At 60.9% G+C, this 26,864-nt stretch carries 23 protein-coding genes; 3 read left to right on the forward strand and 20 right to left on the reverse strand.

Annotated elements, in window-relative coordinates; translation table 11 throughout:
• Positions 1–97 precede the first annotated feature (97 nt).
• From QP999_RS08355 to QP999_RS08380, 6 genes are all read right to left on the reverse strand, one after another.
• Positions 98–1,429, reverse strand: coding sequence for an ABC transporter substrate-binding protein (locus tag QP999_RS08355; RefSeq protein ID WP_193634339.1), 1,332 nt, complete (start codon positions 1,427–1,429; stop codon positions 98–100).
• A 365-nt stretch (positions 1,430–1,794) separates the two neighbouring features.
• Positions 1,795–3,039, reverse strand: coding sequence for a DUF4032 domain-containing protein (locus QP999_RS08360; protein ID WP_193634323.1), 1,245 nt, complete (start codon positions 3,037–3,039; stop codon positions 1,795–1,797).
• A gap of 99 nt (positions 3,040–3,138) precedes the next feature.
• Positions 3,139–4,269 carry an ABC transporter ATP-binding protein gene (locus QP999_RS08365; RefSeq protein WP_284848069.1) on the reverse strand — a complete coding sequence of 377 codons (1,131 nt, stop codon included), beginning with the start codon at positions 4,267–4,269 and terminating at the stop codon, positions 3,139–3,141.
• Positions 4,270–4,487: 218 nt separating this feature from the next.
• On the reverse strand, positions 4,488–5,363 hold the full coding sequence (locus tag QP999_RS08370; protein WP_193634322.1) for a polyprenol monophosphomannose synthase: 876 nt from the start codon (positions 5,361–5,363) through the stop codon (positions 4,488–4,490).
• Between the two features lie 28 nt (positions 5,364–5,391).
• Positions 5,392–6,879: an apolipoprotein N-acyltransferase gene (gene lnt / locus QP999_RS08375; protein WP_502870655.1), complete on the reverse strand. Its 1,488-nt coding sequence runs from the start codon at positions 6,877–6,879 to the stop codon at positions 5,392–5,394.
• On the reverse strand, positions 6,879–7,451 hold the full coding sequence (locus QP999_RS08380) for an FxsA family protein (RefSeq protein ID WP_284848070.1): 573 nt from the start codon (positions 7,449–7,451) through the stop codon (positions 6,879–6,881). The genes lnt and QP999_RS08380 overlap by 1 nt, the downstream gene beginning before the upstream one ends.
• Before the next feature lie 70 nt (positions 7,452–7,521).
• On the opposite strand from QP999_RS08380, the gene QP999_RS08385 reads away from it, so the two are divergent.
• Positions 7,522–8,361 (forward strand): ferredoxin-like domain-containing protein, encoded by an 840-nt coding sequence (locus tag QP999_RS08385; RefSeq protein WP_284848071.1) that lies wholly within the window; start codon positions 7,522–7,524, stop codon positions 8,359–8,361.
• Here QP999_RS08385 and QP999_RS08390 read toward each other — a convergent pair.
• Both QP999_RS08390 and QP999_RS08395 read right to left on the reverse strand, forming a co-directional pair.
• A complete protein-coding gene (locus QP999_RS08390; protein WP_284848072.1) occupies positions 8,358–9,104 on the reverse strand; it encodes an SDR family oxidoreductase in 747 nt (248 codons plus the stop codon). The two genes, QP999_RS08385 and QP999_RS08390, sit on opposite strands and share 4 nt — an antisense overlap.
• Entirely contained in the window at positions 9,104–10,228 is a 1,125-nt protein-coding gene (locus QP999_RS08395; RefSeq protein ID WP_284848073.1) for a M24 family metallopeptidase, read from the reverse strand. The genes QP999_RS08390 and QP999_RS08395 overlap by 1 nt, the downstream gene beginning before the upstream one ends.
• A gap of 45 nt (positions 10,229–10,273) precedes the next feature.
• Between QP999_RS08395 and QP999_RS08400 the strand changes: the two genes are divergently transcribed.
• Positions 10,274–10,903 (forward strand): trypsin-like serine peptidase, encoded by a 630-nt coding sequence (locus tag QP999_RS08400; RefSeq protein WP_284848074.1) that lies wholly within the window; start codon positions 10,274–10,276, stop codon positions 10,901–10,903.
• Here the strand turns inward: QP999_RS08400 and QP999_RS08405 are convergent.
• The 11 genes from QP999_RS08405 to QP999_RS08455 all read right to left on the reverse strand — a co-directional run bounded on the left by QP999_RS08405 (position 10,900) and on the right by QP999_RS08455 (position 24,265).
• On the reverse strand, positions 10,900–13,713 hold the full coding sequence (locus QP999_RS08405) for a DEAD/DEAH box helicase (RefSeq protein ID WP_284848075.1): 2,814 nt from the start codon (positions 13,711–13,713) through the stop codon (positions 10,900–10,902). The two genes, QP999_RS08400 and QP999_RS08405, sit on opposite strands and share 4 nt — an antisense overlap.
• A 96-nt stretch (positions 13,714–13,809) precedes the next feature.
• Positions 13,810–14,799 carry a twin-arginine translocase subunit TatC gene (gene tatC, locus QP999_RS08410; protein WP_070532819.1) on the reverse strand — a complete coding sequence of 330 codons (990 nt, stop codon included), beginning with the start codon at positions 14,797–14,799 and terminating at the stop codon, positions 13,810–13,812.
• A 188-nt stretch (positions 14,800–14,987) separates the two neighbouring features.
• Positions 14,988–15,251 carry a Sec-independent protein translocase subunit TatA gene (gene tatA / locus QP999_RS08415; protein WP_070520503.1) on the reverse strand — a complete coding sequence of 88 codons (264 nt, stop codon included), beginning with the start codon at positions 15,249–15,251 and terminating at the stop codon, positions 14,988–14,990.
• 81 nt (positions 15,252–15,332) lie between these two features.
• On the reverse strand, positions 15,333–16,298 hold the full coding sequence (locus QP999_RS08420) for a helix-turn-helix transcriptional regulator (RefSeq protein WP_070564578.1): 966 nt from the start codon (positions 16,296–16,298) through the stop codon (positions 15,333–15,335).
• On the reverse strand, positions 16,291–17,280 hold the full coding sequence (locus tag QP999_RS08425; protein WP_070564575.1) for a helix-turn-helix transcriptional regulator: 990 nt from the start codon (positions 17,278–17,280) through the stop codon (positions 16,291–16,293). Before QP999_RS08425 ends, QP999_RS08420 begins: the two co-directional genes overlap by 8 nt.
• Positions 17,281–17,311: 31 nt before the next feature.
• The gene (gene pafA / locus QP999_RS08430; RefSeq protein ID WP_070520512.1) at positions 17,312–18,694 is read right to left on the reverse strand and encodes a Pup--protein ligase; all 1,383 of its coding nucleotides are present in this window, start codon (positions 18,692–18,694) and stop codon (positions 17,312–17,314) included.
• Positions 18,695–18,741: 47 nt separating this feature from the next.
• On the reverse strand, positions 18,742–18,933 hold the full coding sequence (locus tag QP999_RS08435; RefSeq protein ID WP_070520514.1) for a ubiquitin-like protein Pup: 192 nt from the start codon (positions 18,931–18,933) through the stop codon (positions 18,742–18,744).
• 36 nt (positions 18,934–18,969) lie between these two features.
• A complete protein-coding gene (gene dop, locus QP999_RS08440) occupies positions 18,970–20,514 on the reverse strand; it encodes a depupylase/deamidase Dop (RefSeq protein WP_070564569.1) in 1,545 nt (514 codons plus the stop codon).
• Positions 20,511–22,085 carry a proteasome ATPase gene (gene arc / locus QP999_RS08445; RefSeq protein WP_070564566.1) on the reverse strand — a complete coding sequence of 525 codons (1,575 nt, stop codon included), beginning with the start codon at positions 22,083–22,085 and terminating at the stop codon, positions 20,511–20,513. The genes dop and arc overlap by 4 nt, the downstream gene beginning before the upstream one ends.
• A 44-nt stretch (positions 22,086–22,129) precedes the next feature.
• Positions 22,130–22,966, reverse strand: a complete 837-nt coding sequence (locus tag QP999_RS08450; protein WP_070520523.1) for a tRNA (adenine-N1)-methyltransferase — start codon at positions 22,964–22,966, stop codon at positions 22,130–22,132.
• A gap of 36 nt (positions 22,967–23,002) precedes the next feature.
• Positions 23,003–24,265, reverse strand: a complete 1,263-nt coding sequence (locus tag QP999_RS08455) for a M18 family aminopeptidase (RefSeq protein WP_070564678.1) — start codon at positions 24,263–24,265, stop codon at positions 23,003–23,005.
• A 76-nt stretch (positions 24,266–24,341) separates the two neighbouring features.
• Here QP999_RS08455 and QP999_RS08460 point away from each other — a divergent pair, with 76 nt between their 5' ends.
• The gene (locus QP999_RS08460) at positions 24,342–25,145 is read left to right on the forward strand and encodes a RecB family exonuclease (RefSeq protein WP_284848076.1); all 804 of its coding nucleotides are present in this window, start codon (positions 24,342–24,344) and stop codon (positions 25,143–25,145) included.
• Between the two features lie 27 nt (positions 25,146–25,172).
• Here QP999_RS08460 and QP999_RS08465 read toward each other — a convergent pair whose 3' ends face one another.
• On the reverse strand, positions 25,173–26,840 hold the full coding sequence (locus QP999_RS08465; protein ID WP_284848077.1) for a formate--tetrahydrofolate ligase: 1,668 nt from the start codon (positions 26,838–26,840) through the stop codon (positions 25,173–25,175).
• Between the last annotated feature and the right edge of the window lie 24 nt (positions 26,841–26,864).

Genomic DNA, 26,864 nt, shown 5'->3' on the forward strand with positions numbered 1-26,864 from the left:
CGGACAAGCTCGCGACGCGGGCCACAACCCTCACCTACTCCCCTCCCCGACGTCCGCTACTTAGAAGGCGTGTGGCGAGGGAGATGGGGATAGAGCTTTAGCCCCAGTTGGATTCCTTCTCAGCAGCCCAGTTGTCCTTGAAGTGCTTGACGACGTCCTCCCACTTCAGCTTTCCGGAGGCGTACTGCGACAGATCCTGGCCGAAGTCATCCTTGAACTGCTGGGACGGGAAGTACTGGAAGTTCCACGGGTAGGTGGTCAGATCCTTGTTAGCGATAGCTTCCGCGACCTGCTGAGCCAGCGGATCGTTGGGGGTGTCCTCGGCGGTGTAGCTCTCGAACGGCGCGATGAAGCCAAGGTCGTTAACCACGTGCTCCTTGCCGGCATCGGAGGTGAAGAGCCAGTCCACGAAGTCCTTGGTAGCCTTCTGGTCTGCCTCGGAAGCCTCCGAGTTTACGCCCAAGTAGTTTTCGGTACCGACGTTGATGCCGTGCTTCTCCTCATCCGGCAGGCCCATGTACATCGGCAGGAACTTGATCTTGTCTTCCTTGACTACGTTGCCGGAGGTCTCGGAAATCTGGGACCAAGCCCAGTTACCGTTTTGGACCATGGCGGCCTTGCCCTGAGCGAACTCAGCCATGGAGTCAGTGACCGTCTTAGACGGGGCAAGAGACTTCTCGACGGTGGAGTTGTCCAGGTAGAGATCGAAGAGGTTCCTGTACTCCTTGTTATAGGAGAATTCGATCTCGTTGGTGTCCTCGACGCCCTTGTCTTGGTATTCCTGCCAAATCGGAGCGTTGGCAAGGTGAGTCTGCCAGCGCCAATCCTCGCCGGAGGTTAGCGAGGTGGAGGCAAAGGCACCGTCGATACCGAGCTCGTCCTTCTTTGCCTGCATGTCCTCGGCGACTTCCTTGAGCTTCTGGTAGCTCTTGATCTCATCGGTGGACTTGATCTTTGCGCCGGAGGTGGCGATGTACTTGTCGAAGATCTCGTCGTTGTAGATGATGCCGAAGCCCTCGACAGCGAACGGGACGCCGCGTACCTCTCCATCTTCGGTGGTCAGTGGCGGGATGTCATCGGTGAGCTGCTTAGCTACCTCGGTATCCGACATGTCTGCCATGTAGTCTTGCCAGGTGATGAAGCCAGCTGGGCCGTTGACCTGGAAGAGGGTCGGTGCTTCATCTTTGCCGATCTCAGCCTTGAGGGTCTGCTCATAGGAGCCGGAGGCTGCGGTGACGACCTTGACCTTGACGCCGGTCTCTTCGGTGTAAGCCTTTGCGATTTCCTGGTAAGCGGCATCCTGTTCTGGCTTGAAGTTCAGGAAGTAGACATCGCCTTCGTCGTCAGTAGAGCCTGAGCAGGCGACGAGACTTGCGGCGGCCAGCATGGAAGCCATGCTGATGGATGCGATGCGAGTAAGACGCTTCATGTGGTCCTCATCTTTCTTGATGAAAAGCGGGATGATGAGCCGTAGGTAGATAACCGGCTCGTATGCGGTTATGTCTGGGAGATCCTCCATGACAAAGGCTCTTGCCCAGTGCCACCAGTTGGCCGATAGCTGGTCACTAACCGACTATGAACTGGTTAGCCTGTCTCCTACCTTAGTGAGGTATTCCACATGATCAAAAGAAATCGGGCCTAGAACGCCCGATTGTGACTATATCCATATTCGGGCATGAGATCGCTCCCCATTTAAGGGGCAATCGGGCCTAAAACATACAAAACGATATAAGAAACGGCTGAGAGCGGATAGATAGAATTGAGCTATTGAGTGGTGATGGGGCACACGGGCGGTTATGACAAGTCGTCATTCGATGCTGGCGTCTGAAGCAGCCGAGCCTCGTCGCGGCGGGCGGGTAATACGGAAGAAAGGTAGGACGCCGTGGCCTCTGGGAGGCTTACAGCCTCTCCCCTTTCTTGGGCGAGGAACCAACGGTGGTCGACGATCTCATGGAAGATCTGTGCCGGTTCCAGCTTGTGGAGCATCTCGACGGGAACCGCAGCAATGGTCGGTTCATACTCGTGTGTCATCCACAAGTGCGCCGCCTGGGTCAGCCCAACATGAGGGCCGCACTCGATGGCCTGATAGGCCTGGATAGAGCCCAATAGGCGTTGGGCCTGGTGCTCCTCGACGCTCAGCCCTGTCAAGCTCAACAACTCCGAACGATAGTGGCCGGGATCGACTACCACAGGACGAATGCGCACAACCTGTTTCGACTCGTCCTTGGTGACCTTGAGCTCCCCCACGTCGAAACCTAGCTGGTTGAGGCGGTCGATCCTCTCGGAAACGCGCCAGTACTCGCTGGCATCTACGGATTCTTCGGCGGTTAGCTCTGTCCACAATTCAAGGTAGGAACTCTCGACCAAGCTTCCGAGGGCGATAACATCGATATCTTGATCTAGGCATTCACCTGCCTGTAAATCCATGAGCTCACCGATGATGTTGACGCGGGCGATGTCGACGTCGTAAAGCCTGCGTGACTCGGAGAGATTGGGCTGGAACTCCCCTGTTTCGGCGTCGACAAGATAGGCTGAATAAGTCTCGGCATCACGCCGGAAAAGGGTATTCGACAGCGATACATCACCCCAGTAGAAATTGAGCAAGTGCATCCGCACCAAAAGCACCGACAAGGCACGGATGAGCTTCTCCGCTTCGACGACTGTCAGGTGCCGCGAGAAGATCTCGCGGTACGGAAGAGAAAACTCTAGGTGTTCAGTCACCAGAGCTGCGGTGAGCTCTCCGTAGCTTTCTACAGCCGGCTGGCGTCCCGTGATGACTGCAACGGGACGCACGCTGGGAGCGCCGAGGCGCTGCAGCTCACGCAGCATCTTGTACTCGTGGTGAGCGGTACGCGCACCAATCTCCTTGACTGCGACGATGCCGCGATTGATCCCCACGAAACGCACGATATGCCGGGAAATGCCCCTGGGCAGTGCGGCGATGAGATCATCGGGCCACTGTTCCAGGGGCGTATCCCAAGGCAGCGTCAGCAATGCCGACGCGTACGTCGAAGAGGTGATGCTCATGGACTCTTTCATGTCGAGTCAATTCACCTTCTTTGCTGATTTTGGCCTAGAGCTTTGCCACGGCCGTGCTGACGTTCGCGACATGTTCCGCGGGTCAGCCGGCATATGGGCTTAAGGGAGGCGCTTGCCAGTCGACGCCGAGAAGTTGTGCTGGCCGCCTTCCACGATGCGTGCGTGGAAAATGCTGCCCGGGGCAGGCGCCGTGTTCGGGGCTGCACGAACGACGATCTGGCCCGACTCAGGAACGTCTTCGCTCGAGGAGCCGAGGTCACCTTCGCCCACCAATTTTCCGTAGAGGAAGGAGTCGGAACCAAGCTCTTCCACGAAGTCAAGCTTGATCGGGATGGAGAGATCGGTGGACTCGCCCTCGGGGATGATTTCGAGGGCCTCTGGGCGGAAGCCGATGGTGATGCGACCGCTATCCTCCGGCGTCATCGCAGCGACGGTTTCCGGGGAAAGCTTGATACGGGCATGGCCGGAGGTAGCGTTACCGTCCTTGACAGAGAAGGTGCCCAGGTTCATTGCCGGGGAGCCGATGAAGCCGGCGACGAAGACGTTGGCGGGGCGGTCGTAGAGCTCGCGGGGTGCGCCAACCTGCTGAAGATAACCGTCCTTCAGTACAGCGATGCGGTCACCCATGGTCAAGGCCTCAGTCTGGTCGTGGGTGACGTAGACGGTGGTAACCCCAAGCTTGCGCTGCAGGGCTGCGATCTGGGTACGGGTCTGCACGCGCAGCTTGGCGTCGAGGTTGGACAGCGGCTCATCCATGAGGAAGACCTGCGGGTTACGCACGATTGCGCGGCCCATGGCAACACGCTGACGCTGACCGCCGGACAGGGCCTTCGGCTTGCGCTCAAGGAATTCGGTAAGACCCAGGGTGGCGGCGGCTTCGTCGACACGCTTGTTAATTTCGTCCTGGGACTTGCCGGCGATTTTCAGGGCGAAGCCCATGTTCTCGCGCACGGTCATGTGCGGGTAGAGAGCATAGTTCTGGAAGACCATGGCGATATCTCGGTCACGCGGGGCAACGTGGGTGACGTCTTTGTCGCCGATGTAGATGGCACCGTCGGTAACGTTTTCCAAGCCGGCCAGCATGCGCAGCGTCGTGGACTTACCACAGCCGGAGGGGCCGACGAGGACGAGGAATTCGCCATCGGCGATTTCCAGGTTGAACTTTTTGACGGTGGGTTCCTTAGCTCCTGGGTAGGTTAGGGACGCATCTTTGAACGTTACGGTTGCCATAGCAAACTCTCCTCCATCGGCAGGTACGTGCCGAACGATCCGTAGTGTGAGAATGAAGTGAAGCAAGTCACTGTGCACCAGATAAAGTGCCACCTACGACATTAGCACTGGTGGTGGTTATTACCGCAAAAGACCGAAAACCATGACAGGTTTTCGGTCTTATTTGCCTTATGCGAGGATCGAAAGGCCAGCGTGCCTTGCCTCGGAGAGGCTGGATTTTAACGGCTGAGCATCCCTTTAACCAGGCTGGATACCTCGGACACAAAGTCAGACACGGCATTCTTAGCCGTGGTGGCCTTGGAACCAAGCTCCATATCCTTCACTGTGCGGGAAGTGATCTTGGATACTTCCGAGGTGAAGTCGCTGACCTGCTCGGAGCGGTGAGCGACACCCCACTTGGTCACCTCGAGCAGGGAATCCTTGACGAAGGAGCCGTCCAGCTTGGATTCGCCCAGCTCGCGCTCGGTGAAGGTAATCGGAACTTCGCGGACATCGAAGCCATCTTTGATGGCGCGGAAGGCAACGTCCACCTGGAAGATGTAGCCGGCGTTGGATAGTTCCTCAAAGTCCAGGTGCTCTAGCAGTTCGCGACGGAAGGCGCGGTATCCAGCGGTCATGTCGTTGATGCCAGCGCCCAGCGCCACCGAAATGTACTTGTTGCCCAATCGGGACAGTAGCTCGCGGTTGGCCGGCCAGTTCACAGTCTCTCCACCCGGCACATAGCGAGAACCGATCACCAAGTCAGCACCCTTGTCGATCTCCTCGAGCAAGAGATGCAGCTGCTCCGGGGCGTGGGAGCCGTCCGCGTCCATCTCGCAGAGCACCTGGTAGTCCTTCTCCAGGCCCCACTCGAAGCCGGCGATGTAGGCGCCGAGGAGGCCGCCCTTGCCCTCGCGGTGAAGGACGTGCAGGTGAGAATCCTCGGCGGCCAGCTTGTCCGCGGCCTCTCCGGTGCCGTCCGGGGAGTTATCGTCCACGATCAGGATGTGAACCTCCGGGGTGGCCTTGCGCACGCGGCCGGTAATCAGCGGCAGGTTCTCAATCTCGTTGTAGGTGGGGATGATGACCAGAGTAGATTCGTGGGTCGAGCTCACTAGTTCCTTGCTCCTTTAGGTTTCTGCTTTAAGGCGCGCTGCGCCGTCCGGACAAGCGGGTGGAATAGATCGCGTACAGCGCGCAGACCGTTCCAATAATAGTCATGAGCCACTGCAGGAGCGAACCATAACGCACCGCAAATGTACGTCCCTCTCGGAGCGGAAGCTCTTCTTCGAGATAAGCCGGTTCAAAGATGCCGCTGTCCTGGCTCACGGAACCATCTGGGTGCACGATGGCGGAGACCCCTGACGTGGCCGCCACAACGACGGCGCGATCTGCTTCCATGGCGCGCAGACGGCTCATGGCCAACTGCTGGTAGGTCATATCGGAATCACTGAACGTGGCGTTATTTGTTGGCGTCGTGAGAATCTGCGCCCCGTTGTTAATCGCGGTTCGAAAGGCCTGGTCAAAGCTCACCTCGTAGCAGGTGGCAACGCCGACCGCAGTCCCGGCCATTGTCACCACTCCTGGCCCATCACCGGGTTTCATGTCGCCTGCGAGATCCACCAAATCGGTAATCCGCGCAAAGAAGTCACGCATCGGCATCGTTTCGCCGAAAGGCTGCAGGTACTTCTTGTAGTGATGCTCCCCCACCGATCCATCCGGGTTGAATACCTGCATGGTGTTGCGCGCACCGACCTCATCGCGCGTTAACGTGCCGACGAGGATGGGGGCGTCGATGTCGTGGGCGGCGGCGTCGATAAGCGCCCGTGCGTCGTCGTTGGCAAAAGGATTGATATCGGAGGAGTTCTCCGGCCAGATGACGATGTCAGGCCGTGCACCATCCTTGGCTGCCTGTTCGGTGACGCGGACGTGGTTATCCAGCACCGCGCGGCGCTGCGCGGCGAAGTCGAGCCCAAGCCGCGGAACGTTTCCCTGGACAGCGGCTACCGTCACAGTACCCGTGGTATGGCTAGGGCGATTCACGCCCTGCGCAGCTACAAGTCCGGCAAGCAACGGCACCGCTAACAGGGCACAGGCCAACCGTGGCTCGCGCGCAAGCCCCACCAGACCCGCGCCGATGCAGACGACCGCACAAGTAATGAGCGCGGGACCACCCCACGGGGCGAGGTTGGCCAACGGTCCTTCGATCTGACCCCACGCCAGGCGTACCCAGGCAAAGCCTCCAAAAGGTACGGAGGAGCGCAGCATCTCCACTGCCACGTAGAAAAAGGGGAAGAACGCGAACCCATAGCGCAAGCGCAGCAGTGCTGCCCCACCGACGCCGAGGAGGATGCTGTACAGCGAGAGGAAGATAGCGAGCGCAATATAAGGCATGTTGCCCACGAGCTCACCAATCCACGGCAGCGTGAAGAGGTACAAGACAGCGCTATGGACTATGGCGATGAGTACTGCCCACCCTAGATGCAGGGGCTTTCTCCACGGCGCCAGCGCTGCCACCAGCATGGCCATCCCAATGATCCCCGCGGCCCACCAGCCGCGTGGTTCCACCGAAAGATACGTGACCGCGCCCGACAGAGCGGCAAGAACAAGCCGCGCGCACAGCGTGAGCACTATTTGTTTCCGTCCTCGAAGTCCTCAGGCTTAACGTGCTGGGTCCACGTGCGGATTTCTTCTTCATCCAAGACTTCGTGCGATTGGCCTGACTGATCCATCCCGCTGCCGGCTGTATTGCCACCAACAGTTCCGAAGGAACCATAGGAATCGCGGTGCTGTGCCATGGGCGAGGCCTCGTACACGCGCACGCCCATGTCCTCGATCTTTTTGAACATCGAGGCGGCAAGGAGCGTGCGGATGATGGAGCGCGTGGGTGCAAAGATGAGCAGAGCGCCAAAAATAGTGGAGACGAACCCAGGCAGTGAAAGCAGGATGCCGCCCACCATGGTCAGACCAACATTGCCGGCCGTTTTGCCTGGGGTGGGATCCTCCATCACATAGACGCCATCTCCGGTCTGCCGGATGCGGCTGGCCATCATGCGACGCACTTCCCAGCTGGCAATGGTCATCCCGAACAGCATGGTCAACGCCAAAGCAAGCAGCGCCCACAGCACACCGATCCACTCGGCGACTGCCCAAAACGCCAGGGTTTCGAGGAGGATGTACGCGATGAACAGAAGAAACGGCATGCAGCCCACCATACTTGCTGGACCTGCCGGTTCGCTGGCGACCCTCCCGTAGCGATTAAACTTGCGCACCATGTCCCTCACCGAGTCGAAGCATCCTGAATCCGAGACCATGCGCTTCCACCCCGCCGGCGGCGTCGTCACGCCCGAGCAGTGGCTAGCACTGGGCCAGGCCGCCCGTGAACATGGCGATGGCTATGTGTACCTAGAGCAGCACAGCGTCATCAGTGTGCGCGGCGTGAGTAACGAGCAGGTGCTTGGCGACGTCCCCCTGCCCACCGCCGCTGCCCACGTCTTGGCCTCTCCCCTCTCCCTTCAGGCGCGCCGGGTAGCGCAGCGCGTCGCTGATGCTCTAGCTGAAGCGGGAGGAACCTCCCCGGCTATCACCCGCGCTGCACTTTTCGGCGTCGATGGTGGAGCTGGCGATCTCCTCGCACACGGCGTGGCGGCGGGACTCCAACTATCCGGCGCTAGCGCAGGACAGGACGAGGAAGCCGATTCCGCTCGTCTCATCCTTGAGGGGGCAGCAACTGGGCCGGCGCTGGGATTAAGCGACGCGATTTCGCAGCTCGTGGACTACGTGGTCGAGACCTCCGCTGAGAATCCAGAGGCCATTGACCGGTTGTCCTCGGCTACACCTGCCGGACTCGCGCAATCGGATGTGCCCATCGGTTGGTTAACCGAACACACTGCGCCCGGCCGCGTCGATCTCGGCGCGGGCCTCCAAGATGGTGTGTTGCCCGCAGAGTACGCAGGGCTCATTGCCCAGCTGGGAGCAGCGATCACCGTTACTCCATGGCAGGGCTTGGTCATCCACGATTTGGCGGAGGGCGATGCGGACGTCGTGCTCCGAGTCCTTGCACCGCGCGGCTTCATCTTCGATGCCAACTCCCCCGCGCTCGGACATCGCTAGCGCGGCATGTGCCGCCAGATGGGGCGCGGGACAAGCTTCATGACCCAGGCCAACAGCTGAAGCGTTCGTGGGATCCACAGCGTGCGGGACACCGGCCGCGAACTCGACGAGGACTCGACGGCTCTGACCACAGCTTGTGCGACTACGTCAGGTGTCACCGACAGGGGTGCGGGTTTCATCCCTTGCGTCATGGACCCGATAACGAAACCGGGGCGCGCGGTGATCAGCGCTAGGTCGCTGCCCTGCAGGCGATCCGCCAGACCTTGGCAGAAGGCATCGAGGCCAGCCTTGGTCGAGCCATAGACATAGTTGGCCCGCCGTGCACGCCAGCCAGCAATGGAGGAAAAGGCCACAATGTGGCCTCTTTTCATGACGTCGGCCAGCACGGTGAGCACAGATACCTGCGCGGCATAATCAACCAGAGCGATATCGAAGGCATGCGCCTCGTCGTGCTCAGCTTGTTCCTGGTCACCCAAGATTCCGAAGGCGACAACCGCCGTCGTAATGTCCTCACCCGCGAGCGTTGCAGCTTGCTTGATAACTGCGCGGTGGGAGGAAACATCCGCGGCATCGAAGGAAAGCGTGTGAACGGACGTTGCTCCGTTTCGCAGAAGCTCTGCGGTGAGCTCTTCCATTCCGTGCTCACCTCGCGCGGCAAGCACTACCGGGCGGCCTGCACACAACCGGCGTGCAAGCTCGCCGCCAATATCGCTGCGCCCACCAAGAATCAACAGCGCGCCCATTAACGCAACCCCCTCGGAGCTTGGTTCAAAGACTCGTAGCCGGACTCGGTGGTCACCACGATGTCCTCGAGGCGCATGCCCCACTTTCCGGGTACATAGATACCGGGTTCGATCGAGAAGGCCATGGACTCGGCAAGCTCCAGCCCGTTTCCTTCCATGATGAAAGGCTCCTCGTGCGTCGACAAGCCAATGCCATGTCCGGTTCGGTGCGTGAAGTACTCACCCCAGCCGGCGCTTTCGATCACACTGCGTGTCGCACGGTCGATCTCCTGGGCAGTCGCCCCGGGCCGTGCAGCAGCTCGCCCGGCAGCTTGGGCCTCTTCCAACACCGCATAGGCTTCCTGGAAATCAGCAGGCGCCGCAGAAGGATCCGCGCCTACCACGTAGGTGCGTGTGCAATCGGAGTGATAGCCGGAGGGCAACGTGCCCCCGATATCCACCACCACGGGATCACCAGCGCTGAGTTCGCGCTCCCCATAGTCATAGTGCGGGTTCGCACCATTCGGGCCGGAACCAACGATGATGAAGTCCACCTCTTTGTGCTCGCGCAAGATAAGCTCGCGCAAATCTGCCGCTACGTCGGCCTCAGTGCGGCCAGGCTGCAGGAGACGTGGCACCTCTGCATGGACGGCATCGATAGCCACTGCCGCAGCGCGCAGCTCCGCTACTTCATCTGGGTCCTTGCGGCTAAAGAGCCCAGCCAGCGCCTCGGTAGCAAGCACATACTCCACATGTGGAGCATCCGTCGAAGTGAGCGAAGACGGCTCGACTTGGCGTCGAATCGTGGACTGGAAACGCAATACGTGGTCCGCAGTTAGCGAGGATCCCACAGCCACGGTGGTGGGATGCGTACCGTCTAAGGCCAGTGCATAAGGGTCCTGCCCATCGCTCCATCCCACCAGCTGGGCAGCAACGCCTTGAAGCGATTCGATGTCGGTGCTGGGTGCGACGATGATCGGTTCGGCATCGGGACGGATGACCAGACAGGTCAAACGCTCATGGGAAGAGACCCAGGAGCCCGTAAGATAGGCGAACTCTGCGCCGGTACCCACGAGCAACATATCGATATTCTTGGCAGCGGCAATCGCGCGGGCGCGGCTCAGGCGGGAAGCATAATCAGTCATGGCAGTTAGCCTACCGCTCGCCTTCGTCCAGTTAAGCTGGGCGCCGTGAATTCCTATCCCGCAGCCGTCAAGATACGCACCCGCGGTAGCTATTGCTCGGGTGTGCTCATCGATGCATCCTTAAGCCCCCGCGCCCAGCAGTCAACCCGGTTGGTTCTGACTTGCGCGCACTTCTTTCGCGATGGCGTGGGCGGTGATGATCACTACAGAGTTAGTGGCGGGTTCAACCGGCGGATCACCGCCGTGCGCACGATTGACGGGACCGATATAGCTGTGTGCCTGCTTGATAAACCAGCATCGCCCCGGGACCTTCCGGGGCTCGCTAAAAGCACACCGCATTTTCGCGCGCCAGTCAGCACCTGGGGATATGGCGGAAAGTCCCGCCGCGCACAGAAGCGAACGGGGTTGTTTCTACTGCCCTTCTTTCGCACGTGGTCCATCGACTTCCGCACCACTGTCTCCCCCGCCGGATTTGTCTTCAACACGATTCCGGCAGTCAAGGGTGACTCGGGTGGGCCAGCGCTTGTCGACGCCGCCATCATCGGCACACAAGCCCTCATCCTCAACCCATTGGGGAGAAACCTGAAGCTAGCCACGGTGGCGCTGGTCGCGCCCCACCGCAAGGCCATCGCGGCGGCAGCCACCGCGATGCTGGACTTGGTCGAAGGAAATTAAGCGCCGATGGCGACAACGCCTCGTTGAATCGCGTCAATGGCGCGCCGGGCATTGCGGCGAATCTCTTCTTCGTAGCCTGTCTTGGCTACCTGCTGGAGCAGGTCGATGACCTGGCGGCACCAACGGACGAAGTCGCCTGGAGTCAGCTCTGCGCCGGACTCGTTGGCAGCGGCCATGCAATAGGCCAAGGGTGCGCCCGCCGTCCACTGGTGGATCGCCAGCGCGAAGGCGGGCTCCGGTTCACGGGTCTGTGGCAGATTATGGCGCTTCTCATCGCTGACAAGCTCCGTGTAGATGCGCCACGTTGCGTTCATGGCGTCCGCCATGTCGTCGCTAGCCGCACTTGGTTCGCCGCGGGTGGCCTTGCGGTTCTCGAAGACACACAGGGAGGCAACGCCGGCCAGCTCTGCCGGGTCAAGGTCATTCCAGATACCCCGCTTGAGGCATTGTGCCACCAGTAGGTCGGATTCGGAATGGATCTTGGCCAAGCGCTCGCCTTCGTCCGTGATGACCGGCTCGCGGTCCTCGCCATAGCCTTCAAACTCCACGTAATCCATCTCCGCCAGTAGGTCCACGATGCGCTCGAAAGTGCGGCCGAGGGTATCCGTGGCGCGCTCCACCTTGGCTTCCAACTTGTGGAGCTCGCGCTCGCGTCGGGCGAGCTTTTGGGCCACACCAGCTAGCTGCTCGCGGTCGGTCGCCGGCCAATTGTGCACCGGGTGCTCACGGAGGGCATCGCGCAGCTGCGCGATCTTCTTGTTGGGACGATTGCGCGGCTCAGTGCGCATCTTCTTAGGCCGCTTGTAGTAGTCGCGTTTGAAGGCATCCTGAACGTACTTGGTATGCCGACGCGGATTCTTCTGCGCCGCACGCGGCAGCTTCATGTGGCCGACCACAATTGGCGGATTATCTATACCGGCTGCATCGATGCGGCCTGACCACCCGGTCTCCGTGGTAACCCAGGGGCGTGGATCGGCGGTCTGGTTTGCCGGGGTGATGACAACTGCCAGGGTTGGCCGCTTCTTCGTTGCGATAGCGATGACCTCACCCACCTGCAAGCGGGCAAGGACCGCCGCGACCTCCTTGTTCCTCTCTTCCCTCTTGGAGGCACGCGCTGACTTTTCTTCCTCAGTCAGTGCGCGGCGCAGCCTCATATAGTCCATGAGGATCTCCGCCGGGTCTTCTCCATCAATTGTCGGCGGAGCCAGGTTATCTACGGCCTGATCTAACTGTGCTTGAAGCTCGCGGACCCGATGCTCAGCGCGCTCAATTTCGCGCGTTTCTTCCACGACAGAGCCATCCGCCTGGAACTGCGCAAAGGACTTCTCCAGCAGGCGCAGAGAGTCATCGAAACCGAGCATGCCCAGCAGGTTGATGGCCATGTTGTAGCCGGGTTCGAAGGTAGAGATGAGCGGATAAGTGCGGGTCGATGCGAGCCCCGCCACCGCGGTGGGATCCATGGCGGGTGCCCACTGCACGACGGCATTGCCCAAGGTATCGATGCCACGCCTGCCCGCGCGGCCGGTGAGCTGCGTGTACTGGCCCGGTGTCAGATCCACGTGTGCCTCGCCGTTAAACTTCACGAGCTTCTCAAGGACCACCGTGCGCGCTGGCATATTGATGCCTAGGGCAAGGGTTTCGGTGGCAAAGACCGCACGAACCAGGCCTTTGACGAAGAGCTCCTCTACGATGTGCCGAAAAGCCGGCAGCATACCCGCATGGTGGGCGGCGAAGCCGCGCGAAAGCGCCTCGCGCCATCGCTTGAAATCAAGGACCTTGAGGTCTTCGTCCGGAATGCCTTCCACGCCCTTATCGACGATGGCCTTAATCTCAGCTGCCTCCTCTTGGGAGGTCAACACCATGCGGGAGCGCAGGCACTGGTACAAAGCGCCATCGCAGCCCGCTCGGGAAAAGATGAAGGTAATCGCCGGCAGCATCTCCATTGCCTGCAGTTCTTTGAGTACCTCTGGACGGCCCAGCGGCCGGTAGCGGTCCTGCGCGCGGGGTGCGCCGCTGCGCCGATCCTTGTTTCGGTCGTTGCGTCCGCCGCCTTTGTGCCGGGCACGTACACGGAAGCTCGCGCGGTTCTGTGCATAGTCTGCGCGGCCGTTATCGCTGTCTCCTGCTTCTAGGCGCTGGATACGGCGCGCCAACTCAGCATTGACCTGGCCGCCTGAATCAGGCTCGAAAAGAGGGTAGATCTTGCGCCCCACCATCATCCACTGGTCCAGCGGTACGGGGCGCTTATCGGTGACGATGACCTCGGTATCTCCGCGCACGGTGGTTAGCCACCGGCCGAATTCCTCGGAATTGGATACTGTCGCGGACAAACCAATGATGGAAACATGTTCCTCAAGGTTGAGGATGACCTCTTCCCACACTGCGCCGCGCGAGGCATCCGCCAAGAAGTGGATCTCATCCATCACCACGTGGGTCAAGCGATCCAATGCGCCTGAGCCCGCATAGATCATGTTGCGCAGGACCTCGGTGGTCATCACGAGGATGTCCGCGGAGGAGTTGATGGAGACATCACCCGTCAGCAGCCCTACGGCGTCCTCGCCGTGTGCCTCAACCAGGTCGTGGTACTTCTGGTTACTCAGCGCCTTGATAGGGGTGGTGTAGAAACAGCGGGTGCCTTGGCGCAGCGCCAGGGACACGGCGAACTCGCCAACGACCGTTTTGCCGGCGCCGGTGGGAGCACAGACCAAGACTCCGTGGCCCGCTTCAACTGCTTGGCATCCTTCAATCTGGAAGTCATCCAGTGAGTACGGCAGGGCTTGAGTGAACTCGTCCAGATGCGTCAGTGTCATAAGTCCCCAGGGTACCTGTCAGGGACGGCGTACTAGCGCCCCGGTCCCCAGCGCCAAGGAAACGTTTGAACAAGTTCCCTAAAAAGGCTGACCAGCTTACAGAACGTCGTCGAAAAAGCCGCTCTGCGGGGGCTGAGTATTCCTCTGTTGAGGCTGCGGTGCCGGAGCTTCACCCGTTGAGGCCGGGGGAACAGGCCTGGAAGATACCGGCCGCGAAGACGCAGAAACACTCATGGATGCGGACACCGGAGTCGGTGCGCCAATGGCACCCGGACCTTCATCCAGCGACGAGGCAGTTTCATCATCCAAATCCATCCAGTCTGGGCGCTGACGCTTCTGGCGTTTGTCGTTGATGCGGCAGAACTGGAAGGCCAATTCCACGAGGAGTACGAGGGCACCGGCCAAGACCAACATCGAAAAAGGTTCTTGGCCGGGTGTCACCACCGCAGCGAAGATCATGATGGCGACAATGATGATGCGGCGCTTGTCCTTGACGTCATCGTATTCCAGGACACCTATCACATTGAGGCATACCACGAGTAGTGGGATCTCAAAGCTCACGCCGAAGATGAGGAGCAACGTCAGCAGGAAGTAGAAATAGCGCTCACCGGTTAGTGCCGCGGTCTGGTACTCCGAGCCCATGCCCATGAGGAACTCCAAACCCACGGAAAGGATGAAGTAGGCAAGAAGCGCGCCAAGCACGAAGAGAACTACCGCCGTGGAGACAAAAAAGAAGGTGAAACGGCGCTCGTTCTTATGCAGACCGGGCACAATGAATGCCCATATTTGATAGAGCCACACAGGTGAGGACATTACTGCGCCAGCCAACGCGCCCACTTTGAGGCGCAGCAGCAGCATTTCGAAGGGGCTGGTGGCAAGCAAGCGGCATTCGCCATCCGCGGTGAAAGAGATGCGCTTTTCCTCAGGCAGCGAGCAATAGGGCCCACGCAAGATCTCGCCCAGCGGCGCCATATTGAACGGAGCGTTTTGATACCAAATGAATCCGATGATGGTGCCTACCACGAGAGCAAGCAAGGAAATCACGATGCGCCGACGCAGTTCTTGGAGATGTTGGACTAGGGTCATCTCCCCCGTAGGATTCTTGGGCTTGCGGCGCAGCTTTGAGATCCACTTTTGCTTGCGTGCGCTAGACGCGGGATTCGGCGGTGTACTCGCGGTACTCAATGCAATGCCTCCCTAGAAAGCCCACAGCGGCACACACGCCCTTGGAGTTCCAAGTCCCTTGAGCGTGGTGTGCCTACCGAGAAAGATGATTAGTTCTGATTTCCATCAACCGGCTTGGATGCGCGCGGCTGCATTTCCGGGCTGTTCCAGAAGTCCTCATCGTTCTTCTTCGATGCAGCAATTTGGGCCTGCTGCTCGGGAGTGTTGTTCTCCTCCTTCATCTCCTTGACTTCGGACTTAAAAATGCGCATGGAGCGGCCCATCGAACGAGCTAGCTCCGGCAGCTTCTTGGCGCCGAACAACAGCACGATGACGAGAACGACAAGGCCGATTTCCAAAGGTCCCACGGTCATTGAGGGTGCCCCTTCTTTCTAGGTTGATGAAGCGTACGGTTCCATGCAGCAGCGCTGTACGGGACGCACGCAGGAGAGCTCTTAGTCTGGCAGTTGAGTATAACGCTCCAGCGCCCGATTTCTATGCTCCGAAATGGCGTCAACAAGCTTTTGCGGCCCCACGACCCGCATTCGGTCGGCTTGGCCGAGGGCGAAACGGCTAAACCATGCTTCAGAGCCGACGGGCATTGTTGCAGCTATCAGCCCATTTTCCAGTGTGTCGCCGAGCGTGATGTCGTAGTGCTCTGCGAGCCAGGTGAAATCTTGGTGAATCTCCAGCTGCGCAACGAAAGTGTGATCTAGACCAAAGGGGGAATCGGGGTTGAAATCCAGCTTGCGCACGTGCGGGGTCGCGCTGGCGTCGAGTACCTCAACATCGCTCATGCGGTCCAAGCGGAACGTGCGGTGCTCCCCCACCGAATCATCCCAGGCCACCAAATAGGGTTCGCCATCCACGATGAAGATTCGTGCCGGGTGCACGGTGCGCTCGCTGGTGCGGTTGGAGGACATGCTCCAATAGGTGAAACGGACCTGCTGGCGCTTGTCGACGGCCCCCGCCAACGCCGCCTGTACCTGAGATTCCTCCGGATCCGTTGTGGCCAGGGAATCGTAGATGGCGGCGGTCTTTTCATCCATGATCTCACGCAGCTTCGCGGCGGCAGAGTGAACCGCGGAAACGTCGACAAGCCCCGGCATTGCCTCGAGGGACTCGAGCGTCAGCAACAACGCGCCGGCCTCAGTTGGGGTCAGACGCAGGGCCTGGGTCAGACCCTGGTCGTTGTAAATCTCGATGCCGTCGCGGTAACTGAAGCTTAAGTCGATGAGGTCTTCAGTATTGCGGCCCACCCCAGAGCAGAAAAGCCTATCGACGGCATCTTTAAGCTCAGTGGGAGTCATTCCCAAGTCTTCGGCCGCTTCCATCGGGGTCAACCCTGGGTGGTTGCGCAGGTATGGGATGAGGTTGAGGGAGCGAACAAGAGACTGCAGCTTGCGAGGTTGATCAGCCATGGTGCGATTCCTCCCCGCTCAAGAGCGCGATGATGTCGGAGCGAACTTCTTCTGGCTCAACCACGACGATATCTGGTGCATATCCCGCGGCGGTGCGCACCAGCCAATCGCGGCGCACGCCCGTCAGCTCAAGGAGGCCATCTGAGCGCCTGCGTCCGGCGTCGACAAGCTCCGCGGCCTGGCCATCTGGTACCTCAAGGAGGGCATCGACGGTGTCTCCCCGATCCAGCGCTTCCACGACGAGATCTTGCAGCGGCGCGGTGGGCTCGAGGTGGGTGGCCGCAGCGCGCGAGCGCCTGACGTTGTCCACGCGGGTGGCGCGGAAGGTCCGGGGTGCCTCCCGGTCCACATCCCACCCGACGAGGTAGACGCGATCACGGTGATTGACCAGCCCCCACGGGTCCATGTGGCGGCGAACCGGCTCGGCTGAGGGCGTGGCAAAGTAATCAAAGGAGATACGCAGCCCCGCACGCACGGCGGTAATCACCCCGGTGACGAGCTCTGGGCTCAGCCTGGTCATGTCGTTGACCGCGGTATATACCGGCGCGCCGCGCAGGTCGCGGGAGGCTCCCGAGGCCGCTAGCTTTGTCCACGCGGACAAGCTGAAATCACTCAAACCGCCCGGGGTGCCAATCCCGCCGGCAACGCCCAACACCATGGCTTCCTCGGGTGTGAAGTCCACGGGAGGCAGCTGGTAGCTCTCAGGATCAAGGCGATACAGCGAGCCTTCCACACCACTGCTGTGCACCACCGGCACTCCGGCGCGTTGCAGCGTCACAATGTCGCGGGAAAGCTGCTTCTGAAAGGCCTCGTCGCTGCGGGATTGATAACCCTCGACGTTGGTGCGAATCCAGGCAGCGCTGCGGTCGGGAACGCCGCCTTGGTGCGCTGCGCCGTGGAGGGCAAAGGTGAGGTTGGTGAGCCTTTCGATGGCTCGATCTCGGACTGGTGTCCGAGCCGCAGTGCGATCTGCTGACGGCATGATGGCAGGTTCCTTGTTGAGGTTCGGGGCCTTAAGCACCTTGGTGCGAACGCATGTAGTCTAACAACCCGTCTAAGCGCGGGTCCTCGGATACGAAGGGGTCGGAGAACTCTTCGGTCATGGGTTCTGGGCGGTTGACTTTCATCCGCGTCCAATCCACCGTCACAGCGGCATTGAGCTCGCGGGCAACGGCGAGGAACTCGCCGCGCAGCTTGGCACGGGTGGTCTGCGGTGCGGTATCGACGGCGGCATTGATTGCTGCATCATCGATCCACTGTTCCACCATGCCGCGCTGCTCCAGCACGCTGTAGAGACCGCGCCCAGGGCGAATGTCGTGGTAGGTCAGGTCAATCTGGGCCAGCTTGGGGTGCGCCCAATCTCCGCCCAGGCGCTCGCGGTAGCGGTTCAGCAGGCCGCGCTTAATCACCCAATCGATCTCGCGGTCGACCGCGGAAAAGTCTTGTGTGTCAATGGCCTGGAGGGTGCGCTTCCAGAGATCGACGACGCGTGCGAGCTCAGCCGTTGGTGTCCCGGTGTCCTCGCGGTGCTCCAGCCAACGCTCTGCGGCGGCACACAGTTCTTGCTGGATTGCGAGCGCGGTGGTGTTGCCGCCTCCCTCGAGCGGAAGCTCGGTGCGGCCGGTGGAATCGAGCGCGATGGTGCGGATGTGCTGAATTGGATCAAGCACCGAAAGCTCCGGTACCTCAAAGCCAGCCTCTAGCATCTCCAGCATGAGCAGCGTGGAGCCTACTTTGAGCGCCATCGTGGGCTCCGCCATGTTGGAGTCGCCGACGATAACGTGCATGCGGCGGAAACGCTTCGAATCACCATGCGGTTCATCGCGGGTGTTGATGATGGGGCGTGAGCGAGTCGTCGCAGAAGACACGCCCTCCCACACTTGGTCGGCGCGCTGTGAAAGCACGAAACGCGCAGGCTCGTCGCCCTTGGCAGGTTTAATCATCCCCGCACCGCAAATGAGCTGGCGGGTGATCATGAACGGCAGGAGGGCCTTGCCGAGGTCCTTGAGCACGACGTGGCGGCCAATGAGGTAGTTCTCGTGGCAGCCGTAGGAATTGCCCGCAGAATCGACGTTATTCTTGAACAAGTAGACGGCGCGCTTCTCCCCCTCCGCAGCCAAGGCTTCCTCCGCCTGTACGGCCATGCGGTTGACCATGGCATCGCCAGCGCGCTCGTACGCGATGAGCTGGCTCAGGCTATCGCATTCAGCGGTGGCGACCTCCGGGTGGGAGCCGACATCGAGGTAGAGGCGCGAGGCGTTGGGGCTAAAGATGTTCGAGGAGGAGTACTTCGACACGATGGGCCGGAAAAGTACGCGAGCTATCTCATCCGGGGACATGACTCGCTGGCCATGGGAAGCACTCGCCGTGATTCCGTACTCGGTTTCGATGCCCATGATCCGCCGTGCGTAGACAGGGGCGCTACCGGAGCGCTGTTCCACCTTTATTCGCCGCCCTTTTGGACGTAGGAGCGCACGAACTCCTCGGCATTGGATTCCAGGAGCCCATCGATCTCATCGAGGAGATCATCGGTTCCGGCGCTGTTTATGCTGACTTGTCCAGCGTCGAACTCTTGAGAGTCTCCTCCCTCACCGTTGCCGCCGCCGGCATTGATCTGAGACTGCTGTCCGCTCATTGTCAGAGCTCCTTTCGCGAGTGGAGGTTTGCTGCGCTAATACAGTGTAGGGTACTCGATTCGCACCCCGAGCTGGCGCAAACCGTCGACGAAATCGGCGGCGCTGTCTGCAGATTCCAGCAAGGTTCCCACTTCATCCTGCCCGAGCCGCGTGGTGTCATCGAGCGCCACGCAGGCGGCTCCCGAGTTGGCGCCCTCGGCTTCACCAATTCGGAAGGTTAGTGACTGCCACGACGCGGCCAGGACGTCTTCGCCGAACTTGCGGGTGGCGTGGCCGCGCAGATAAGCGCGGGTATCCGTGGGCGGGGTGTCGGCGGCCGCAGCAATCTCCTCCTCACTGACCAAGGTGCGCATCTGGCCCTTGCGCACGAGCGCGTGGTAGAGGGACTTGGCCGGGTCAATATCGGTGTACTGCAGATCGATGAGCGCCAGCTTCGGGTCATCTGCAGCCACGCGACGGTCGAGGTATCCCTTAATCAAGCGGTACTTGGCTACCCAATCCAGCAGATGGGCCGCCTTCAACGGGTTGTCCGCCAAGAGCGACACGACCTCGTCCCAGGCGGCAAGAACCTTCTCATCTGACTCCGAATTCGAAGTGACCCGCTCCCGGTAGACGGCGAGGATCTCGAGGGCGGTGAGGCGGCGGCCGTCGTGAAGCTCCAGCTGATGAGTCAGGGTGAGGTCGCGGCTGACTCGCTGGACCTCTGCCACGGGGTCCTTCAGGCGCAGGTCACTGAAGTCAACGCCTTCCTCTATGGCGTCCAACACCAGTGACGTCATGCCCAGCTTGAGCAGCGTCGAGGTATGGGACATCGTGGCATCACCGATGATGACGTGCAGGCGGCCAAAGTCCTCTGCCACCGCATGCGGTTCATCACGGGTGTTAATGATGCCGCGGTTGAGCGTGGTTTCCAGGGAAATCTCCTGCTCGATATAGTCGGCGCGCTGCGAAATCTGGAAACCCGGTTCCTCACCATCAGCGCCCAGGCCCATGCGGCCAGCACCGGTGACCACTTGGCGGGTGACGAAGAACGGGATCAGACCTTGGGCGATGTCGTCGAAATCAGTCTCCCGGGAGTACTGGTAGTTTTCGTGGCTGCCGTAGGAAGCTCCCTTGCCGTCCACGTTGTTCTTGTAAAACTTCAGCGGCGGGCAGGGATCGTGCGTGGCCAGTACTGATGTGCCCTGGGCAGTCAGAGATGCCACGGCATCTGCTGCGCGTCGCAGGATGAGGTCGCCGGCGGCGTCGTAGACCATGGCGTCCCAGGCATTCGTGCACTCCGGCGAAGAGTACTCGGGGTGGGCGTGATCCACGTAGAAGCGGGCTCCGTTGGCCGTGACCACGTTGGCCACACCCAGCGCGTTTGGGTCCACCACGGGCACGGTGTGGTAGCGCTTGAGATCGAAGCCGCGGCTATCGCGCAGCGGGTGCTCCTCCCGAAAGTCCCAGCGGGAGCGCGCACCGGTATGCAGGGCGGCATAGGCCACTACCGCGTGCGTGGACGTCACGATTGGTGACAACGCCGGGTTCGACGGCGTGGAGATTCCGTACTCGGTTTCGGTTCCTAGGACACGGCTCAAGGTTTTACTCCCATCAATTCGACCCCTGTGACATGCGCGCCGGCGGAGGTCCCGGCGACGATCTTGGCCCACTCCTCCGGGTTGGCGGATGTCGGTACATACTCAGATTCTGCTTGTTCCGCAGCAATGGCCTGGTGCAGGTGCGCGGCGGTGATGCCTGCGGGTTGTTTACCCTCCGCAGCGTTGGTTTCGTCCAAAGCCTCCTTGATAGCCAACTTCTTTGCGCGGGAGACGATGTTGGCGATCATCGCGCCGGAGACGAAATCCCGGTAGTGCAGCACGCGGGGATCAGCGTTGGAGAAGTGCAGCGTGACGAAGGGGCGCTCCGCGTAGAGATCCTCCACTGCGGTATCGATGAGCTGGGAAAGCTCGCCCTCGTGCGGGACAGATTCCGGGAAATGGCGGGCAAAGATCTCGCGCGCGCCCTGCTTGGTGGGCCGGTTGACGCGGATCTTGATGTCGAGGCGCCCCGGGCGCATGATGGCGGGGTCGATGAGCTCCTCGCGGTTGGTGGCACCGATGACGATGACATTGCTGAGCTTTTCGACGCCGTCCAATTCCGTCAACAGCTGCGGGACAACGGTGGTTTCCATATCGGAGGACACACCGGAGCCGCGCGTGCGGAAGATGGATTCCATCTCATCGAAGAAGATGATGACTGGCCGCTGGCTGCCATCCGCAGTGGGCTCGGAGGCAAGCTCGCGGGCGCGTTCAAAGATGAGGCGAATGCGACGCTCAGTCTCACCCACGAACTTGTTGAGCAGTTCTGGGCCCTTCACGTTGAGGAAGTAGCTGGGGGCAGTAGCGCCCAGGGACGCCGACAGAGAATGCGCGACCGCCTTGGCGATGAGCGTCTTGCCACAGCCAGGTGGGCCATAGAGCAGCACGCCCTTCGGCGGCTGGAGATCGTATTGGCGGTAGAGCTCTGGGTGGAGGAAAGGCAGCTCGACCGAATCGCGGATGAGTGAAATCTGTTCGTCCAAACCACCGATGTCCTCGTAGGATACGTCCGGGACTTCTTCCAGCGTGAGCTGCGCTACCTCAGTCTTATGCACGCGCTCGGTGGCCACGCCTGATTTCGGCTCGACCAGAAGGGTATCGCCGGCACGGACGGTATCGCGCAGCACCGTGCCGAGCAGCACCACCTGCTCTTCGCCCGCGGAATTGATAACCACCGCGCGGTCGGTGCCTAGACGCTCCTGGAGCGTCGCCAGCGCGCCGGTACTCACCGGGGCACAGCCCTCCACCACCACGAATCCTTCGCCCAAGCGGACCTGCTGCCCGACTTCTAAGGAGCCTGGCTCCAGGTTCGGAGAAATCTTCACCCGCATGGCGCGGCCGTTGGTGTATACCTCAGCGTCGCGGCGCGAATCGTGTGCGCGCCCGGAATAGCCAAGAAAGACGCCGTACGTGGAGGCAGGCTCTGCAAGAGCGTCCACCTCCGCGAGCATCTGCTGAAGCTTCGTGCGCGCATCCTTCAACAGGGCAGCAAGCTTGGCATTGCGCTCAGCCAGTTGCTCTATCTGGCGGCGCTGCTGGCCAAGTTCCTGGGAATGAGTGGCATCGTTCATAAAGTCCACCCTAGCGCGCGGTGCGCCACGTTTAACGTGAGGGCTTATTTTCGGGCGCGGCGCTGCGGGCGGGGCGGGGTGACGCCGTCGGCAAGCCGGCGCGTCCAGATCAGGAACGCGGTGTGCGCGTTCATGCGGTGCTCCGGGCGGGTGGCCAAGCCCTCCACCTTCCATTCACGCACGAGGGACTCCCAGGCGCGCGGCTCCGTAAAGCACTTCAGCTCGCGGATTCCCTCCATCACCTTCATCAGCTGCGGCACGGTGGCCACATAAGTCATGAAGACACCGCCGGGGATGAGGATATCGCGCACCTTCTCGAGGTGCTCCCAGGGTTCGAGCATGTCCAGGATGACGCGGTCCACGGGGCCGCCGAGCTCCTCGACGGTCACATCGGCCAAATCGCCAAGCCGCGGGCTCCACCACTCGGGCTGCTCACCGAAGTATTCGGCGACGTTGTTCACGGCGTATTCCAAGTGATCATCGCGCACCTCATAGGAGAAAACGTGGCCTTCTGGCCCTACGGCGCGCAAGAGGGTCATTGAGAGTGCTCCGGAACCGGCGCCGGCTTCCAGCACGCGCGCACCCATGAAGATATCGCCCTCGACCAGGATCTGCGCGGAGTCCTTGGGGTAAATCACCGCGGCGCCGCGCGGCATCGACAAGACGTGATCCACCATGAGGTGGCGGAACAAGAGGAAGGAGCTGCCCAGCGTCGAATCGATGACGGAGCCTTCATCCATGCCGACGATGTCATCGTGGTTGATGATGCCCTTGTGCGAATGGAACTGGCCACCCTCCTCGAGGACGATGGTGTAATGACGCCGCTTGGCATCCGTGAGCTGCACGCGGTCGCCGTAGCGGAAGGGGCCAGAATAAGCCATAGCGTGAAAAACCTTTCACAAAGTTAGGGGCAAGGATTAACCAACCAAGTATGCCTCAAGGGCGTCACCAAGCCATAGTTGGTCACGCTCGCCTACCAGCTCACGGATCGAGTGCATCGAGAGCATCGGCACTCCCACATCAACGGTGGGGATGCCCAGACGGGTGGCAGAAATCGGCCCGATGGTGGAGCCACACGGGACATCGTTATTTCCCACGAAGCGCTGGACCGGAACACCCGCACGGCGGCAGGCAGATTCCCACAGGGCCACGGTATTAGCGTCGGAAGCATAGCGCTGGTTGCCGTTAATCTTGGTCACCGGGCCTTGGCCGATGATCGGGTGATGCGTGGGATCGTGCTTTTCGGCGTAGTTGGGGTGCACGGAGTGCGCGGCGTCGGCCGAGACACAACTGGAGCGCGCAAACATTTGGAAACGCTGCTCCTCGTTTGCGCCGAGGGCACGGGCGGTGCGGGTCAGGATATCCCCCAGGATCGGGCCACCTGCGCCGTAGCGCGAAGAGGAGCCCACCTCTTCGTGATCAAAGGCCGCCATGACGAGGACGTCCTTGTGCTCGATGGAATCGGCGTTCTTTGCAGCAGCGAGCAGGGCACGCAGCGAAGCATGAACGGAAGAAAGGTTGTCCATGCGCCCGGCAGCGATGAGCTTTTCGCCGGCGCCAAAGACCTCACCGCGCTGGGCATCCGCGGTAATCAGGTTGAAGGAAGCGATATCCTCTGGGTCTACGCCAAGCTGCTTGCCGACGACCCCCATCACCGACGTCTCCGGAGTACCCACGGAGAGCACCGGCTGCATGTGGCGCTGGCGATCCGGCTTGAACTCATCTTTGCGGTAGAGGTGGATCGCCAAGGAAGGCAAGCGCAGCAAGGGGCCGGTATTGACCAAGTGGCGGCTGCCATCCTTCGTGATGACCTGGCCGCCGACGGTGAGCTCGCGGTCGAACCAGCTGTGGAGAAGCACCCCGCCATAGACCTCGACGGCTACCTGCTGCCACCCTGCGGAATCGAAGTCCGGGGTGGGCTTGAGAGCCAGGCCGGGTGAATCGGTGTGGGAGCCGATAATGCGGAAACCGGAATCCGGGCCGGCACCTTCGGGGACATACCATGCCATGACCGCACCACCCCGGACCATGACATGACCGCCTGGTGCTGCTGACCATTCGGCAGACTCATCTTGGCGGCTAAAGCCGGCGGCGACGAGCGTGCGCGCCACCTCTTCAGCCGCGTGATAGGACGAGGGGCTGGCTGCGATGAAATCAAGAAACTCTTGCGTAGTGCTCATGCCATCTAGCTTGCCACGGACGGTCGGGAGATGCGGGAAGGTTCGCGGTGGGCTATGCGCTAGGCTGAGAAACACTATGCCGAAACGACTAGCCCTCTCCCCTTCCCGTGCCTCCGACTACAAACAATGCCCGCTGCTCTATCGCTTCCGGGCTATTGACAAGTTGCCCGAGCCCAAGACGAAGGCCCAGGTGAAGGGAACGCTGGTCCACGCTGTTCTGGAGAAGATGCATCAGCTGCCCCGCGAGCAACGCGAGTACCCAGCCGCGGTGAAGATGATTAAGCCCGAATGGGCGGTGATGCTGGGCAAAGACCCCGAGCTGCGTGATTTGGTGCCGGAGCCCGAAGAGCTGGACTTCTTCGTCGAGGCGCGCGAACTGGTCAAGGGCTACTTCCAGATGGAAAACCCCCAAGGCTTCGACGCCCACAAGTGCGAGATGTACGTCGATACAGTTCTGCCCAACGGCGTGCCCGTCCGTGGGTTCATCGATCGCGTTGATGTTGCTCCCACCGGCGAGGTACGCGTGGTGGACTATAAAACCGGTAAGAAGCCGCTCCCCCGCTACTCCCAGGACGCGCAGTTCCAGATGAACTTCTACGCGCTGGTGTACTGGCGGCTGCTCGGCACCATCCCCACGCAGTTGCGGCTGATGTACCTCAAGGTCCTGGATTCGATGTTCCTCACGCCGGGGCCGGAGGAGCTCGAGTACTTCGAGCGCGACCTGGGTGAGCTCTGGGCCAAGATCGAAGGCGATGGCAAGTCCGGTGACTTCAGGCCCAAGACCTCGAAGCTCTGCGGCTGGTGTTCTTTCCAAGACCTATGCCCCGCCTTCGGCGGCACGCCACCCGAGTATCCCGGGTGGCCGGACCGGGCCTCGTAGACGGCGCCCCGAAGAGCGCGCCGCGGCTTAGAACAGGCCAGAGATGGAACCATCCGCAGCAACATCGATGTTGTTGGCCGCGGGCTTCTTCGGCAGACCCGGCATGGTCATGACGTCGCCGGTCAGCGCCACGATGAAGCCAGCGCCTGTGCGGGGCTGCAGCTCGCGGACATGAAGGACGTGGCCTTCCGGAGCGCCGAGCTGGCTCGGATCATCCGAGAAGGAATATTGAGTCTTCGAGAGCACGACTGGGAACTCCTCCCAACCGTTGTCCTTGATGTACTTCAAATCCTTCAGCGCCTTAGACGAGTACTCCACCCGCTCTGCTCGGTAGATTTCCCTCGCAATGGTGTCGATGGAGGCCTCGATGCCCTCAGCGGGATCGTAGAGCTGGTGGGAGTTACCCTCGGAAAGATTCTCCAGAAGGCGCTCAGCCAGCGCTGTTGCTCCCGCTCCGCCCTTGGCCCACACTTCTGCTTCTTCGAGCGCGACGTCGAAATCGGCGGCCCACTGGCGCATGAACTCGCGCTCGGCCTCGGTATCGCTCCAGAAGAGGTTGAGAGCGACCACTGGCTTGAGGCCAAATTTGCGCACGTTCTCAACGTGGCGCTCGAGGTTCACCACGCCCTTCTTTAGTGCCTCCAGGTTCTCGGTGGTGAGTTCCTCGCGGGGCTGTCCGCCGTTGTACTTCTGGGAGCGGATAGTCGCAACAACGACGGCGCCGGCGACGTCAAGGTCACCGAAGCGGGACTTGATATCCATGAACTTTTCGCCGCCGAGATCTGCACCGAAACCTGCCTCCGTGAGGACAATGTCACCGAAGCGCATGGCCGTTTGGGTCGCCAGCAGAGTATTGCAGCCGTGAGCGATATTGGCGAAGGGGCCGCCATGGACGAAGGCAGGGGTGCCGCCCAGGGTCTGGACCAGGTTAGGGTTCAGGGCATCACGCATGAGCGCCGTCAGCGCGCCTTCTGCTCCCAACTCGCGGGCGGTTACTGGCTTTTGGTCGTAGGTGTAGCCCACAGTGATGTCACCGAGACGCTTCTTTAGGTCTGCCAAGTCGGTTGCGAGGCCGAGGATGGCCATGATTTCCGACGCCGCCGTAATGGTGAAGCCAGTCTCCCCCGGCACGCCATGGGCGGGGCCACCGAGCCCGGTAACGACGTGGCGCAGGGCACGGTCATTGACGTCAACGCAGCGCTGCCAGGTAATGCGGCGCGGATCGATGTTGAGCGCATTGCCCTGGTGGATGTGGTTATCGATGATGGCGGCCAAGGTGTTGGTGGCCGCGGCGATAGCGTGGAAGTCACCGGTGAAGTGGAGATTGATGTCCTCCATTGGGACAACCTGAGAGTAGCCGCCACCCGCGGCGCCGCCCTTGATGCCCATGACAGGGCCCTGGGAAGGCTCGCGAAGGGCGACGATAGCCTTCTTGCCCATCTGCGTGAGGGCGTCGGTCAAACCGATAAGAACAGTGGATTTACCCTCGCCAGCTGGCGTCGGTGAGACGCCGGTGACGAGGACCAACTTGCCATCTGCGGGAGTATCCCCAACTTGAGTGATATCCACTTTGGCTTTGCTTTGCCCATAAGGAATAAGGGCCGTCTCCGGAATGCCTGCACGTGCAGCAATATCCGAAATCGGTTCGAGCTGGTGAGCTTGAGCAATATCAACATCAGAAGGTTGCGTAGTCATGCTCACCAGCTTAGCGCGCTAAAG

This window comes from Corynebacterium sp. MSK004, assembly GCF_030232515.1.
GTDB lineage: Bacteria > Actinomycetota > Actinomycetes > Mycobacteriales > Mycobacteriaceae > Corynebacterium > Corynebacterium hesseae.

What these genes read in the sequence shown, in the direction of transcription:
- QP999_RS08355 (WP_193634339.1), bottom strand. Translation starts at nt 1,429, where the DNA reads ATGAAGCGTCTTACTCGCATCGCATCCATCAGCATGGCTTCCATGCTG.
- QP999_RS08360 (WP_193634323.1), bottom strand. Translation starts at nt 3,039, where the DNA reads ATGAAAGAGTCCATGAGCATCACCTCTTCGACGTACGCGTCGGCATTG.
- QP999_RS08365 (WP_284848069.1), bottom strand. Translation starts at nt 4,269, where the DNA reads ATGGCAACCGTAACGTTCAAAGATGCGTCCCTAACCTACCCAGGAGCT.
- QP999_RS08380 (WP_284848070.1), bottom strand. Translation starts at nt 7,451, where the DNA reads ATGCCGTTTCTTCTGTTCATCGCGTACATCCTCCTCGAAACCCTGGCG.
- QP999_RS08385 (WP_284848071.1), top strand. Translation starts at nt 7,522, where the DNA reads ATGTCCCTCACCGAGTCGAAGCATCCTGAATCCGAGACCATGCGCTTC.
- QP999_RS08390 (WP_284848072.1), bottom strand. Translation starts at nt 9,104, where the DNA reads ATGGGCGCGCTGTTGATTCTTGGTGGGCGCAGCGATATTGGCGGCGAG.
- QP999_RS08395 (WP_284848073.1), bottom strand. Translation starts at nt 10,228, where the DNA reads ATGACTGATTATGCTTCCCGCCTGAGCCGCGCCCGCGCGATTGCCGCT.
- QP999_RS08405 (WP_284848075.1), bottom strand. Translation starts at nt 13,713, where the DNA reads ATGACACTGACGCATCTGGACGAGTTCACTCAAGCCCTGCCGTACTCA.
- tatC (WP_070532819.1), bottom strand. Translation starts at nt 14,799, where the DNA reads ATGACCCTAGTCCAACATCTCCAAGAACTGCGTCGGCGCATCGTGATT.
- tatA (WP_070520503.1), bottom strand. Translation starts at nt 15,251, where the DNA reads ATGACCGTGGGACCTTTGGAAATCGGCCTTGTCGTTCTCGTCATCGTG.
- QP999_RS08420 (WP_070564578.1), bottom strand. Translation starts at nt 16,298, where the DNA reads ATGGCTGATCAACCTCGCAAGCTGCAGTCTCTTGTTCGCTCCCTCAAC.
- QP999_RS08425 (WP_070564575.1), bottom strand. Translation starts at nt 17,280, where the DNA reads ATGCCGTCAGCAGATCGCACTGCGGCTCGGACACCAGTCCGAGATCGA.
- pafA (WP_070520512.1), bottom strand. Translation starts at nt 18,694, where the DNA reads ATGGGCATCGAAACCGAGTACGGAATCACGGCGAGTGCTTCCCATGGC.
- QP999_RS08435 (WP_070520514.1), bottom strand. Translation starts at nt 18,933, where the DNA reads ATGAGCGGACAGCAGTCTCAGATCAATGCCGGCGGCGGCAACGGTGAG.
- arc (WP_070564566.1), bottom strand. Translation starts at nt 22,085, where the DNA reads ATGAACGATGCCACTCATTCCCAGGAACTTGGCCAGCAGCGCCGCCAG.
- QP999_RS08450 (WP_070520523.1), bottom strand. Translation starts at nt 22,966, where the DNA reads ATGGCTTATTCTGGCCCCTTCCGCTACGGCGACCGCGTGCAGCTCACG.
- QP999_RS08455 (WP_070564678.1), bottom strand. Translation starts at nt 24,265, where the DNA reads ATGAGCACTACGCAAGAGTTTCTTGATTTCATCGCAGCCAGCCCCTCG.
- QP999_RS08460 (WP_284848076.1), top strand. Translation starts at nt 24,342, where the DNA reads ATGCCGAAACGACTAGCCCTCTCCCCTTCCCGTGCCTCCGACTACAAA.
- QP999_RS08465 (WP_284848077.1), bottom strand. Translation starts at nt 26,840, where the DNA reads ATGACTACGCAACCTTCTGATGTTGATATTGCTCAAGCTCACCAGCTC.